Raw genomic sequence first — 14,302 nt, forward strand, 5'->3', positions numbered from 1 at the left:
TAATTTTTCTAAATATTAATTAATTGTAATTTTTGAAACAAATTTTTTGTATTCATCAGAAGCTAATTGCTTTTGAAGATAAGATTTAAGATCTGCATTTTTAACAATTAAAGTTATATTTCCTTCTTGAACAAAACTATCAAGTGAGGCACTCGTTATATTTTCTGATAATTCCAAGTTAGTTAATTTATTTGCTTCAAATATACCATTTTCAAGTGAACGAATGTTAGTTCCAAGAGTTAAATTATCAATTAAGTTTAAAGCAAATGCTTGTCTATTCAATTTTAGTTCTTTTGTAGTATTAGGTAAAACTAAAGTTTTAATTTTATTTTTTCAAAATGCATTGGAATCTATAAGTGATAAGTTTTTACAATTAGTAAAATCTAATTCTTCAATTTGAAGTGCTTCAAAAGCAGCTCTTCCAATATATTCTATTGATTCAGGAAAAATAATCTTTCTAATGTTAACTTCTCCATTTACAAATAAATCATTATAGTTTGCTAATTTAGCTTCTTTTACAGAAGTTTCTAAAAATGATTTAGCAAATGAACCGTCCGGAATGTGTGTAATATTTGTTTTACTTAAATCAAGGGTACGTGTTGTTTTGTCAAAATTGTGTAAATAGTTAATGCAAAAACGATTAGTTTTTTCCCCACCATTGCAACCACATGAAAAAGTTAAAAATGGGATAGAAACAATCGGTAATGCGATTAAAGTTCCTAAAAATATTTTGTTGTTTCTTTTTGTGTTTTTCATAATTTACTAATTTTACCATATTTTTACTTATTCTAATATACATATAATATAATTTAATTTAATATGAATGACAACGAAGATATTAAATTTAAATTAGTTTCAAAATATAAACCTGCAGGAGATCAACCTAAAGCAATTGAACAACTTGTTGAAGGTCTAAAAGAAAATAAAGAGCATCAAGTGCTTTTAGGAGTAACAGGGTCTGGTAAAACTTTTACTGTAGCTAATGTTATTGAAAGAATGCAAAGACCAGCTTTAATAATTAGTCACAACAAAACTTTAGCTAGTCAATTATATAGTGAACTTAAAGAATTTTTTCCCGATAATAGAGTTGAATATTTCGTTTCATATTTTGATTATTATAAGCCTGAAGCATATATTCCCAAAAGCGACTTGTATATAGAGAAAGTTTCAAAAAATAGTAAGATTTTAGAATCCATGAGAATGTCTGCTATTAATGCTTTAAGTATAAGAAGAGATACAATTGTGGTTGCTTCCGTTGCTTCAATTTATGGTGAATATAATCCTAATGAATATCGAAAAAACTTCTTACCTATAGAGATAAATCAAAAAATTGAAAGATCAAAAATTATTAGTAAATTAATTAAAATTGGATATAATAGAAAAAAATCAGAACTTGATCGCGGAGATTTTGATATTAAAGGAGATGTTTTAGAAATAGCTCCTGGATATACAAATGATTATAATTTAAGAATTGAATTTTTTGATGATCAAATAGAAGCAATTTCTCAAATTCATCCTATAACAAAGGATAAAATTAAAAACTTATCTAGTTTAACAATATTTCCTTCTACCACTTATACTGTTAAAGATGAAGTAATGAAAAATATGATTGAAGAAATTAAAGAAGAGTTAAATGAAAGAATTGAATATTTTAAAAAAGAAGGAAAATTATTAGAAGCTCAAAGAATTAAAGATAGAGTACTTAATGATATAGATTCTATTGAAGAATTTGGATATACAAGTGGTATTGAAAACTATGCTAGATATTTAGACGGTAGAAAACCTGGACAAAGACCGTACTCATTATTTGATTATTTGCCTGATGATGCTTTAGTATTTTTAGATGAAAGTCACTTAATGATTCCTCAATTACAAGGTATGTATGAAGGCGATAGATCTAGAAAGCAAACTTTAGTTGATTATGGGTTTAGATTACCTTCAGCTTTAGACAATAGGCCGCTTACTCTAAAAGAATTTGAGAGCTTTAATTTTCAAAAGATATATTTGTCCGCTACTCCGGGCGATTATGAACTAAATAAAACATATGGTGAAGTAGTTTCGCAATATATAAGACCAACAGGTTTATTAGACCCTATTATTGAAATTAGAAGTAAAGATAATCAAATTAATGATATTTATGACAATATTAAAAATCAAATTGCCAAAAATGAAAGAACTTTAATTTTAACAACAACTAAAAAACATGCTGAGGAACTTTCTTTATATTTAAAAGAAAATAAAATAAAAGCAGCATACATTCATGATCAATTTAAAACTTTTGAACGTAATGAAATTATTAAAGCTTTAAGATTAGGCAAGTATGATGTAGTTATTGGAATTAATTTATTGCGTGAAGGAATTGACATCCCTGAAGTTAGTTTAATTTGCGTTCTTAATGCTGATATAAATGGACTTTCTAGAAATGCAAGAAGCTTAATTCAAATTGTAGGTAGAGCTTCGAGAAATGATCATGGTAAGGTTATCTTTTATGCAAATACAATTTCAAGTGGTATGAGAGAATGTATTCAAGACAACTTAACTAAGAGAAAAATTCAAGAAGAATATAATGTAAAAAATCATATAACACCTAAAACAATTATTAAGCCTATTACTGCTCCAATTCAAAGTTCTTGAGTTCTAGAAGACATTGAAGGCTATTTTGACATCAAAGATAAAAATGCTGATGTTGTTTATAACAAAAAATACATTGATAATTTAATTAGACAAATGAAAAAATATTCTAAAGAAAATAAGTTTGAAGAAGCTATTTTAATTAGAGATCACTTGTTTGAATTAGGTATTGATGCTGAAGATATTAAAAACAAAAATTAATATTTTTCTAATACATATTGATACTTTATATCTCCTAAAGTATCGATTTTTTTTATGCTTATTTTATAAGAATTATTTAAACCTAAAGTAATATTATTATTTTCAATATACTTTCTTATATTAATAACTGACCTTTTAATTTCTTCTTGTCTTGCATAAAAATTAGCATTTGCTATTTCAACTATTTCATTTGAATCTTTTTGGCCATTATTATTTTTATCTATTCAAAATTTAAAATTAAATGTCGAGTTATTTAAATTTGTTAGTTTTGAAATATCTAAGGGATCTGTAACATAACTATAAAGAGTTTTATCTTGATTTATTAAACTTACATCAGAGTTAGTGTCTTCAATAAAACTTTGTCATTTTGTTTTTACTATAGTATTAGCTTTAAATACATTTAGTTTAATATTTTCTTCTTTAATTGAATTAGATGCAACTAAATAAATATTTTTATAAGGATTATCTAACTTTAAATAACCGCCTAAAACTATATCATTAAATTGGTTATATTGATTATATGAAAAATAGCTTATTGGCAAACCATAACCCATTAAATCCATATAAGTTTTATAAATACCTTTAACGTTTTCATTAGCAGGTAAACTTTTAAAAGGCAAAGAATAACCATTTTGAAGTGAAAAAGTTTGTCTAACTAATTTTTTATATTTGCGAAGTTCATTATCAAAAACCCAATTGGTAGATACTATTTCTAAATTATTTAAAGATTGTACATTAGCAATATTTTTTAATATATCATCCCCAAATGAACTTATGAAATATCCATTTTCCTTCTTAAAATAAGCAATATTTTCAAAAAGACTAGAATAAGGATTGTAAATTGTTTTGGAATTAGTGTATGTTAATTTAACAAATTCTCTAGCAATTAATTCTTCTATAGAATATAAATAGTCAATTCTATCTTCTGTTATTGGCGAAGCAAAACGAATACTTAAAGCAGGATTAGGATTATTAAAATAATATTCTTTGTTTTCAAAGTTTTGTCATTTTAATTTGTCTGCATAACTTAAATTAGAACTTTTAGTATTTGCAAAGTTAAAAAGATCATAAGCAGAAAAATTTTTAAATATTGAGTTGTTAGAAATAGCATCTAATAAATAAGATTCATAGCTCTTGTAATTTTCATTATATAAATATTTTTTTATTCCGTCAATAAACTTAGTATTGTTTGTATAGTTTTTAATGAAAATATCTTTGTAAAAATTAAAACTATTTTCAGCTAATTTATAGTAATAATTTGTTGTGTAATTATTATCTGTCTTTTTCCCTGAATTATTATATACGTTTGCAATATGGTGTGTATATTCGTGAACTAGTGTAGGTAAAACCATCTCAACTTTTTTATTAAGATCTACTGTATCTCAACTTTTTTGATACCCATTTCTAGCTTTAGTTAATTCGGTTGTAAATAGAATAATTTCCTTAGTTTCTGGGTTATATAAACCATTAACATCTTGCCCAGCATTATTAGAATAACGCTTATTTATAGATATTTTTTGAATTTCGAAAATTTCAGGTCCGAAGTTTGCCCGGCGCTTAAATTCTTTGCTTAAAAGTTCTAAACCTTCCTTATTAAAAAAATATTTATAGTTACCTTTGCTATCTTTAGCATAAGGATATTCTTCAAAAAAAAGTTCATCAAATTTGTAATCTTTACTAATCTTATTATTTTCAGAGTATTTTACATTGTAAGAAATTTTGTTTTTTTCATCAATAGCAAAATTGGTTTGCAAGTTAGAAGAAAAAGATTTTAAAACAAACATTACAACAATAGCAAAAAATCCCAAGATCAAAAGAAGAGAAATGGGGATAACTACAACGTAAATTAGATTTGTACGTTTTGTATTTTTGTTGTTCTTTGTATTCATAATATTATTAATATTATAAATACATTTTTTTAAATCTTATTTTAATTATTTTTAGATAGGCACATTTTTTGAAAAAAGTATTCTTATAAGTATTTTTTTAATCTTTGTTTTTTTAATAGTCTATATAATAAATATAAATATAAAGGATTATCATGTTAAGAATTATTGCAGGAAAATATAGAAATAGATTAATTGAACAACCAGCAAGAAAAACAACAAGGCCTACAATTGATAGAGTTAGAGAAGCTATTTTTTCTAGTATTCAATTTGATATTGAAGACAAAACGTTTTTAGATTTATTTTCAGGTAGTGGAAGTTTTTGTTTAGAAGCTTTGTCAAGAAATGCAAAAAGTGCTATTTGTATAGAAAAAGATGTAAATGCTTTCTTAATATTGAATAAAAATAAAAAAGCACTTAATGAAGAAAATCTTCTTTCTTATAATACTGATGCAATAACTTATTTGACAAGAATGAATAATAAAAGGAAATTTGATTTTATTTATTTAGATCCTCCTTTTATAGAAATAAAACTTTTATTGGAGTGCTTAAATATTATTCACAAAGAAAAAATTCTTAATGAAGATGGACTAATTTTAGTAGAAACCAATGAAAAAAATCTTAATATAGACTTATCAAAGTTTGAAGTTATGAAATGCAAAAAGTATGGTAAAATATATATTTATTATTTAAAAGTTATTTAAACAAAATTACATTTATTAATTATAAAGAGGTTAAAATGGCAAAGAAAAATCAAAGAAAATTAATTATATTTACAGGCCCAAGTGGTGTTGGAAAAGGCACTATTGAAAAAGCTCTTTTTGAAAACAAAGATTTAAAATTGAAATTATCTGTTTCAGTAACAACAAGACGCCCAAGAGAAGGCGAAATTGATGGTGTTCATTATTACTTTGTTTCTCAAGAAACATTTGATGCATGTTTAGCAGATAATAAACTTATTGAATATTCACTTCACTTTGATAATTATTATGGAACCCTATATTCAGAAATTGCAAGAATTAGTGAACAAGGTATGATCCCTGTTTTAGAAATTGAAACTAATGGTGCAACTCAAGTTGTTCAATATTACAAATCAAAAAAGAAGGCAGATGAAATTGTTTCAATTTTTATAATGCCTCCTTCATTTAAAGAATTAGAAAATAGAATTATTGGGAGAAATACAGAATCTCCAGAAATTATTAAAAAGAGATTGGCTAAAGCTAGAGAAGAAATTGGACAATCATCATTTTTCGAATACATAGTTGTAAATAATAACATTGATCAAACAGTAAAAGAAGTTACTGATATTATTAAAAAAGAATTTGCTCACATTTTAGAAGAAAAGCCAGAAGAATCTGAAGGTAGAAAAGCGTAATTAATATGGAATATACATTTAAATCTGATGTTGGAATTGTTAGACCGGAAAATCAAGATAGAGTTGGTGTTGCAGTAAAAGGCGACTGAGTTTTAGCAATGCTTTGCGACGGTATGGGTGGACACTATGGTGGATCTAAAGCTGCTAGTATCGCTATCCAAACCTTTGAACAATATTTTCAAAATCATTTTGACGAAAATATTGACTATAAAAATAAAAAGGAAATTAATATTTGATTTATTAATGCATTAAGCGCTATTAAACATCAATTGAATAAAACCGCTGAAGAAGATCCAACTTTTAGAGATATGGGAACTACTTTAACAGCTAGTTTAATTTATCCAAAAGAAAAACATATTTATGTTTTCAATGTTGGGGATTCAAGAACATATATTTATAATGGACTTTTACATCAAGTTACAGAAGATCAAAATGTTATGAATCAATGAATTAGGCAAGGTACAATGAAACCTCACGAAGCAGAAAAACATCCTTTTGCTAATAAACTAACAAGTTGTTTGGGGCCTAACAAAATAATGACACCAGATGGTTTTGTATATAATAAAGATTCAAATGCAAAATATATTATTTTAACTAGTGATGGCTTACATGATTGAGTTGATAAGCCACTTTTTGAAAGAATTATTCAAGCTAAAAATTTATCATTAGAAGAAAAAGCAAATACTTTAATTAAGTATGCAAAGCACAATATGTCTAATGATAATATGTCTATAGTAATTGTTGAAATTTAACTTCATATAAGGCATAAAATAAAAAAATAAAGAGGGAAAAATGAAAAAAGAAGACGAATTACTAAAATACAAAAATCTACAAAAGAATTTTTATGATTTTGTTTTTTTGGCTGATGGTGGATTTGGATCTGTATATTCTGCTAGATATAGAAAAGATCATAGAAAATTTGCTATTAAACTTTTAACATTAAATGCTCCTAGAATAGAAGCTAATAAAAAACGCTTTATTAATGAAATTAGATTAATGAAAAAAATAATAAGCAATAATGTTGTAAGAATTTTTGGCGAATATGTTCATATTGATCGTAATGATCCTACAAATGATGAAATATATGTTGCGATGGAATACATTGATGGTATAAGCCTTAAAACAAAAATATTAAAAGAACATATGGATTGTGACACTATTGTTTCCATTGCTAAAGATATTTGTCAAGGGCTTATTGATATTCATGCTGCAAATGTTGTTCATAGAGATTTAAAACCAAGCAACGTTTTGTTTGATAAAAATGGGGTGGCTAAGCTAATTGATTTAGGTATTTCGCTTGATGGTGAAGAAGCAGAACGTGTTACCAGAGCTAACACAATTGTAGGTTCTGTGCAATATGTTGCTCCTGAACTTGTTTTAAAATCTGCTGAACCTTCAGTTCAATCAGATATTTATGCCTTTGGTGTTATGCTTTACGAAATGCTTGCTGATGGTAAATTACCTTATGCAGGTAAAGATCACGCTACAATAGCATACCTTCATGTTAATAGAGAGTTTCCCCCTCTTCCTAAAACAAATAAAACTATCCCACAAGCTTTAGAAAATATTGTTATTAAATGTACTGCCAAAAAACCAGAAGATAGGTATGCTGATTGTACAGCTTTATATAATGACTTATCTATTTGTATGAGAACTGATTTGCATACAGTACCTAGGCTTACATTTGATGAAACAAAAAAAAACAAAAAAAGTTTGGTAGAAAGGATTAATACTAAAAAATTTACTATTGGTTTAATAGTGTCTTTTGCTGTTTTAATAATAGTTGCAATAGTATTAGTTATTCTATCAGTTAAAGGAATTATATAGATGTTAAAAGGTAAAATAGTTAAATCAGTTGCAGGCTTCTTTGATGTTAAGTGCGAAAGTGATAAAGAAATTTATCGCGTTAGAGGCGGCGGAAAATTAAGGTTGCTTGACATTCAACCCATTGTTGGCGATTATGTAGAATTTGAAAAAGACAAATTAATACATAGAATTTTAGGGAGAAAGAACTTTTTTCTTCGCCCTAAAATTGCAAATGTTGATCAAGCAATTGTTGTTATGTCATTAGTTGAACCTGATTTTAGTTCTCAACTAATAGATAAATTTTTAATTATTATTGAAAATAAAAATGTAGATCCTGTTATTGTATTAACCAAAAAAGACCTTACATCAAGTTCAAAAATAGATTTTTATAAATCACAAGGTTATAAAGTTTTTGAAATTAATTATGAAACCGAACAAGGCTTTGACGGGTTACGTGATATATTCAAAGATAAGACAAGTTTCTTTGTTGGACAAACTGGCGTTGGTAAAACTACGCTTATTAATTATTTAGCTAAAACAAATTTTAAAACTCAAGAAATATCGTTTGCTTTAAATAGAGGAAAGCATACAACAAGAGAAGTTAGTCTTATTGACTTTAATGGGGGAGAAATAATCGATACCCCTGGTTTTTCTTCTATTGAGTTTGACTTAACCATTAATGAACTTCCTAAAGCTTTTAAAACTTTTAGAGAAGCTTCTAAATTATGCAAGTTTAGAACTTGCCAACATTTTCATGAATCTGAGCAAGATTGTGAAGTTAAGCGTTTAGTTAAAGAAGGAATTATTAAACAGGAAAGATATGAAAACTATTTAAGTTTTCTAAAAAGATTAACAAATGAATAAGGAGCTAATATGAAAAAATTAAGTCCATCAATTTTAGATGTTCCAAAACTAAATTTGGTAAATTATGTTAATCAATTAATTGAATGAGGTATAACAAATGTTCATTATGATATTATGGATGGAATATTTGTGCCTAACAAAGCTTTGACTTTAGATGAAGTTTCTACTATTAAAAAAGAATGTAAAAAGCATACTATGGATATTCATTGTATGGTTGAAGATGTTTTTGAATATTATGAAATGTATAAAGGAATAGGAGATATTTTAACATTTCATATTGAAGCTTTAAATGAGAAAACTTTACAATTATTATTCAAAAAAGCAGAAATTGATAATGTTAAATTAGGGCTTGCAGTAAGTCCAAATTCAAAAATTGCATTATTATATCCATATCTTGATAAACTAAAATTAGTTCTTGTTATGAGCGTATATCCTGGCAAGGGTGGACAAAAATTTATTGAATCTAGTTTAGATAAAGTGAAAAATATTAAAGATCAAATAAGAAAACAAAATCAAAATGTAATTATTCAAATTGACGGTGGAGTTAATAATTTAACTATTCAAAATTGTTTTAAAGCAGGCGTTGATCTTGCAGTAGTTGGGTCTTATTTAGTAAAAAACTTTAGCAAAGAAACAATAAAAGAATTATTAAAATAAAGGCCAAAATGAAAAAGACTTATATATTTAAAAATAATGAATCATTGTTACCATTAGCTACTGAACTTTTAAAAGACAAAAACGTTGAAGCAATTTTAATGGATGGTGAATTAGGGGCAGGTAAAACAACCCTTACTAAAGAAATTGGCAAATTATTAAACGAAACTAAAACTATTATTTCCCCAACATTTAATACACTTTTAATTTATGATCATTTAGTACATATAGATGCTTATAAATTAAAAGGTAGTATTGATATATATGAAGAATTTTTTGATGGTAAATTAGTTATTATTGAATGAGCTTCTAATATAAAACATAATTTTGATTATTACTATAATATTAACATCAAATTGGATAAAAATGCTAACCATATATTTGAAGTAGAATTAATTGACAAAAGGGAAAACTAACTATGAATTTATTTATTGATACATCTTTAGACAATTTATATTTTTTAATTTTTAACGATAAATATGAAATAGTTAAAAAAACTAATATTGAAAATGTTGCACGCAAGACAGATATTTTTTATGATGAATTAGAAAAAATATTAGGCAATAACATTTTAGTTAAAGATTTAAATATTTATATTACATTAGGACCTGGAAGTTTTATGGGTTCTAGAATAGCTTCTCTTTTTGCAAAAACAGCTGCTATGTTTTCAAATAAAGATGTTTTTACTATTTCAACATATGATTTATTAAAAGAGCAAGAAATTAAAAAACATAATAATTGTGAGTATGTAAATATAAAAATAAGTAAAAAAACTAATTTTCAAATTATCTTTTCTAAGAAGGGAGATTTTGAAAAAATAGTCACTATAAAAAACGATAATAATTGAACAAAATTTGATTATGATTTTTTTGAAAAACATCTCAGTTTTTTTATTAAAAAATTTAAGAAAGTTAATAAAAAAGAAATTTATCAATTAGAGCCAATTTATTTAACCGACCCTCAAATAGGAGAAATAAAATAATGATTATATTTGCTATTGAATCTTCTCATGATGATACATCTTTTGCTATCTTGGATAATAACAAACCAATATGAATGAAAACTTTAAGCCAAACAGAAATACATAAAAAGTATGGTGGTACTATTCCCGAAATTGCAGCAAGATTACATGTTACTAACATTGGGCTATTGCTAGAAGAACTAAAAAACTTAAATTACATTAATAAATTAGATTATATCGCTTATACAAAAGAACCAGGTTTGATTGGTTCATTGCAAGTTGGTTACATTGTAGCAAAGGCATTATCATTAGTTATAAATAAGCCCATTATTCCAATTAACCACTTAGAAGGACATTTTTATTCAGCTTTTATAGAAAAAGAAGTTGTGTTTCCTGCGTTGGGCCTAATTGTTTCTGGAGGACATACGCAATTAGTTCTATATAAATCTAATTTCGATTATCAAATATTAGGTGAGACACTTGATGATGCTGTTGGCGAAGTATATGATAAGGTTGCAAGGAAGCTAGATCTTGGATTTCCTGGCGGTCCTGTTATTGATAATATATGAGCACAATATAGTGGGACATATAAAGAAAAATACAAATTGCCTATTACTCATAATGAATTAGATTTTTCTTTTAGTGGGCTTAAAACCAAAATAATTAATCTTATTAATAATGATCAACTGAAAAAGAAAATTGTCGACGTTAATAAATATTCAACTATTTTTCAAAATACAGTAATTGATTATTTAAAAAACAAAATGAAATTAGCTATTAAGAAATATAAACCTAATTGCTTAGTTTTAGCAGGTGGAGTATCAGCTAATAAAGGAATTAGATCGATGTTTTTAAAGTTACATAAAAATGTTTTTCTTCCAAAAATGGAATATACCACAGATAATGCTATGATGATTGCCAGAGTAGCTTTAGAAAAAATTAAAAATAATTAAAAAAGTCCTTTGAACATGGACTTTTTTAAATTTTTTACACTTAACAATAATAATTATGTTTTTTGAAATTCCCTTTGTTTAAAGATAAAAAATAAAATTAGTATTTTTTGGATACTAATTTTTTTAAATATGCGCTTATTTGTAAAGATTTTTTAAAAATATTATTGATTAATATATTTTCTTCTAATTAGTCATGAGCCTAGTGTAACTAAACCCACAATAAATATTTGAATTCAAATGTACGGAGCGATATCATTAAATTCTTTGTATCTAGCTAGTGTAGCTTTTAAACCCAATAAACTAGAGGTAAATGAACCAAATAAAACAAAGTTTCTCATAGTTTTTTCTGCTTCATAAGTAAATAGTGAAAGCAGTGTTGGTTTAATATATGGGAATATAAATTTGTTAAATGTTTGAAATTTAGAATTTGTTAAGTGATATTCTACTTTTAATTGCGTTAAATTAATGTCGTTAATTTTCTTTTCCAAGTTTCTAGCAAGCGCTGTACTTGAATGTATTGCAAATGCAAAAACAAAAGCAGTTTGCGGAGTAATAAAGAATGTATAAAATAAAATGAATAGAATAGTAACTGGTAAAAATCTTATTGCTGTGTTCTTAATTTTTAAAATATAGTAAACTTTTTTATTTAAATAATAATTCTTAAATATTAGTTTTATGTATGTAAAAGCAAAACAAAGAATTAGAGTAATTGTGATTAAACTAATGTACTCACTTAGTAATGAAAAAATAGATACATTATCATTTTTAATATTTTTTCAATTAGGGTTAAATAACTGAACTAAATATTTTTTAGCTTCAGCCGGATAAAAATGATTATTTCTATTTAAGTAAATAAAATATGAAAGCATAACTAAAATGAAAATTGAAAATAATATTAAGAAAATAGTTTTAATATATTTTTTTCTTTTTACAGTTTTAAATTTTTCAATTGTAATGGTTTTATCTTTTAATATAAAATTAGTTATTCCATATATTAGTCCATCAAATAATAAGAAAAATACTGTAAGTACAAAAAGTGGCACCATTAATTCATTAAAATATTTATAGTTAGTAGTTGTAATAGGGCTATTTAAATAAGTCCCAATATTTATAAAGCCAAACATCGAAAGTAAAGCGCCTCATCTAATATTTGATTCTAATGAAAAGATCATGTAATTAATAAATTTATTTTTTATTTGAGGAAGTATTTCTTGGAAAAAAGCTTTAAATTTAGAATTAGATGTCTTTAATATTTGGTAATATATAGAAAACTCAGCAGTCATTATTGTTTGCGTAAAGTATTCATGCAATCACAATCAACTAAATCAACAATAAATTAAGAATAAGGAAATTCCTCTATCAAAAGATAAAATAAATAAATATATAAAAATAAGTTCAGGTAATATTCTTAAAAATGTTGTAATGATTTTAAAAGTAATTGCAACATATTTATTATTCATTTTATAGTTTGAAAAAATGGAAGTTATAAATGCAAGTGCACCACCTGCCAGTGTTCCTATTAAAGCAAATAAAAAAGTTTTAGCCATAGCTATAATAGATAAATAAAAGAGATTGCCGCCTTTAATATAATTGCTAATTATTACCGGCTGAAAAAATCTTTTAATGTTTGAGGCAAAAATACCAAAGCCTTCTTTTGATATTCTTCAGTTAATATTAGTCAAAAAATATATTAATAACCCAATTAGTAAAATTCAGAATAAAGCCTTTATCAAAGGTCTTTTTGGGCCTTTGATAGTTGTTGTTTTATTACTAATATATGAATTAAATTTTTCATTTTTTATTGATATGTTATTTAAAAAGTTTTTCATATGGAACAATTACTTCCTCATTTAAATTATTTATTATTCTATATCCATTATATCCAACAAGGGGGCCATATTCATCTTTATTTTTAATTCAAACATTATAAATGGCTTTAGAAATAAGTTTTTGTTTTGCAAATTCCATAGACTTATTTATAACAAATAAATCAAATTTCATTGGCTCTGTAGCAGTTAAAAACTCTATTTTATGGCTAGGGTTAGTACATGTATAATAATTGTTTTTAACTCCATTTTTGCTATTGTGTGTATATGCAAAAGACCCAAGTTCGTCGAATACAATATGATATTTTGCATTGCTACCTTTAGATAAGTCTCTAGCTTTTCCTTGTATATATTTTGTTGCATTGTTTAATTGATCTGCTCTAAATGACTTAAAATTATTAAAATGTTTTTTAAAAAGAGCTTCTTGTAATTTATATTTGCTTGCACTAGTTTCTTTGCCAAACATTATTCCGTAATTTCTAAATGCATTTCAATCTTTGTTATTTCATGCTTCTTTAATTCCTTTTAAAGTTTGCTCGTCTCCTCAAATTATTATACAACCTCTATAAAAATCTACAAGTTTCTTATTCTCATCATAAAAGTAATTATATTTAATACCATTTCATTCATATTCATCATCATTTCAAGTTTCATAAGGTTTTGCAGCAAAATATGTTTCGGCTTCTTTTGCAATTTTTACAAGTGGGTCAGTACTTGAACCATCAGAGTAATATTGATTTGATTCTTTATCAAATTTAAAAGCATAAGTCATTGTTTGTATAATAGGATTTAAGTCTTCTTTATGTTGATAATAATTTTCAGTAGTCATGTAACTTACGTCAACAGATTTTTTTATAAGATCTAAATATGTATTGTGGTTTTCACCTACATAATTTGCATTACTTTCTTTTATTGGCTGTAAGTTCAAATTTTCACTATTTATCAAATAATTATATTCATTAACAATTTGTTTTATAAAATTTGTGTCATGGTTATAACTTCAAGGTTCTCTAATTGTAATATTTAGCGTATTTTTTGTACAACTAATTGCAAGCTGGGCACAAGAAAAAAGTGTCCCCAAAGTTAAACTAAATAATATCTTTTTTGCTTTCATATATTTACCTCAATAAAATATAACAAAGAAA

At 25.4% G+C, this 14,302-nt stretch carries 14 protein-coding genes; 10 read left to right on the plus strand and 4 right to left on the minus strand.

Annotated elements, in window-relative coordinates:
• Positions 1-15 precede the first annotated feature (15 nt).
• A complete protein-coding gene (locus F795_RS0100630; RefSeq protein WP_022935820.1) occupies positions 16-756 on the minus strand; it encodes a leucine-rich repeat protein in 741 nt (246 codons plus the stop codon).
• A gap of 63 nt (positions 757-819) precedes the next feature.
• Here F795_RS0100630 and uvrB point away from each other — a divergent pair, with 63 nt between their 5' ends.
• A complete protein-coding gene (gene uvrB, locus F795_RS0100635; RefSeq protein ID WP_022935821.1) occupies positions 820-2,832 on the plus strand; it encodes an excinuclease ABC subunit UvrB in 2,013 nt (670 codons plus the stop codon).
• On the opposite strand, the gene F795_RS06230 is transcribed toward uvrB, so the two are convergent.
• Positions 2,829-4,721: an MYPU_1760 family metalloprotease gene (locus F795_RS06230; RefSeq protein WP_022935822.1), complete on the minus strand. Its 1,893-nt coding sequence runs from the start codon at positions 4,719-4,721 to the stop codon at positions 2,829-2,831. The genes uvrB and F795_RS06230 overlap by 4 nt on opposite strands.
• Before the next feature lie 152 nt (positions 4,722-4,873).
• Between F795_RS06230 and rsmD the strand changes: the two genes are divergently transcribed.
• From rsmD to tsaD, 9 genes are read left to right on the plus strand one after another with little or no spacing between them, the layout of a single operon-like run.
• Positions 4,874-5,422, plus strand: a complete 549-nt coding sequence (rsmD, locus tag F795_RS0100645; protein ID WP_022935823.1) for a 16S rRNA (guanine(966)-N(2))-methyltransferase RsmD — start codon at positions 4,874-4,876, stop codon at positions 5,420-5,422.
• Positions 5,423-5,457: 35 nt separating this feature from the next.
• Positions 5,458-6,093, plus strand: a complete 636-nt coding sequence (gmk, locus tag F795_RS0100650; RefSeq protein WP_022935824.1) for a guanylate kinase — start codon at positions 5,458-5,460, stop codon at positions 6,091-6,093.
• 5 nt (positions 6,094-6,098) lie between these two features.
• Positions 6,099-6,845 carry a PP2C family protein-serine/threonine phosphatase gene (locus F795_RS06235; protein WP_022935825.1) on the plus strand — a complete coding sequence of 249 codons (747 nt, stop codon included), beginning with the start codon at positions 6,099-6,101 and terminating at the stop codon, positions 6,843-6,845.
• Positions 6,846-6,885: 40 nt separating this feature from the next.
• Entirely contained in the window at positions 6,886-7,920 is a 1,035-nt protein-coding gene (locus tag F795_RS0100660; RefSeq protein ID WP_022935826.1) for a serine/threonine-protein kinase, read from the plus strand.
• Entirely contained in the window at positions 7,921-8,763 is an 843-nt protein-coding gene (gene rsgA / locus F795_RS0100665) for a ribosome small subunit-dependent GTPase A (RefSeq protein WP_022935827.1), read from the plus strand. It begins immediately after the preceding gene.
• A gap of 9 nt (positions 8,764-8,772) precedes the next feature.
• Complete coding sequence (locus F795_RS0100670) at positions 8,773-9,420, plus strand: ribulose-phosphate 3-epimerase (RefSeq protein WP_022935828.1); 648 nt, start codon at positions 8,773-8,775, stop codon at positions 9,418-9,420.
• A gap of 8 nt (positions 9,421-9,428) precedes the next feature.
• Positions 9,429-9,833, plus strand: a complete 405-nt coding sequence (locus F795_RS0100675) for a tRNA (adenosine(37)-N6)-threonylcarbamoyltransferase complex ATPase subunit type 1 TsaE (protein WP_022935829.1) — start codon at positions 9,429-9,431, stop codon at positions 9,831-9,833.
• Between the two features lie 2 nt (positions 9,834-9,835).
• The gene (locus F795_RS0100680; protein WP_022935830.1) at positions 9,836-10,399 is read left to right on the plus strand and encodes a hypothetical protein; all 564 of its coding nucleotides are present in this window, start codon (positions 9,836-9,838) and stop codon (positions 10,397-10,399) included.
• On the plus strand, positions 10,399-11,331 hold the full coding sequence (tsaD, locus tag F795_RS0100685) for a tRNA (adenosine(37)-N6)-threonylcarbamoyltransferase complex transferase subunit TsaD (RefSeq protein WP_022935831.1): 933 nt from the start codon (positions 10,399-10,401) through the stop codon (positions 11,329-11,331). The genes F795_RS0100680 and tsaD overlap by 1 nt, the downstream gene beginning before the upstream one ends.
• A 161-nt stretch (positions 11,332-11,492) precedes the next feature.
• Here the strand turns inward: tsaD and F795_RS06240 are convergent, their stop codons facing one another.
• Positions 11,493-13,160, minus strand: coding sequence for a PhnE/PtxC family ABC transporter permease (locus tag F795_RS06240; protein ID WP_022935832.1), 1,668 nt, complete (start codon positions 13,158-13,160; stop codon positions 11,493-11,495).
• Complete coding sequence (gene cypl, locus F795_RS0100695) at positions 13,141-14,271, minus strand: ABC transporter thiamine pyrophosphate-binding lipoprotein p37/Cypl (RefSeq protein WP_022935833.1); 1,131 nt, start codon at positions 14,269-14,271, stop codon at positions 13,141-13,143. Before cypl ends, F795_RS06240 begins: the two co-directional genes overlap by 20 nt.
• Between the last annotated feature and the right edge of the window lie 31 nt (positions 14,272-14,302).

Origin of the sequence: Metamycoplasma orale ATCC 23714 (assembly GCF_000420105.1) — a bacterium.
GTDB classification, from domain to species: domain Bacteria; phylum Bacillota_I; class Bacilli_A; order Mycoplasmatales; family Metamycoplasmataceae; genus Metamycoplasma; species Metamycoplasma orale.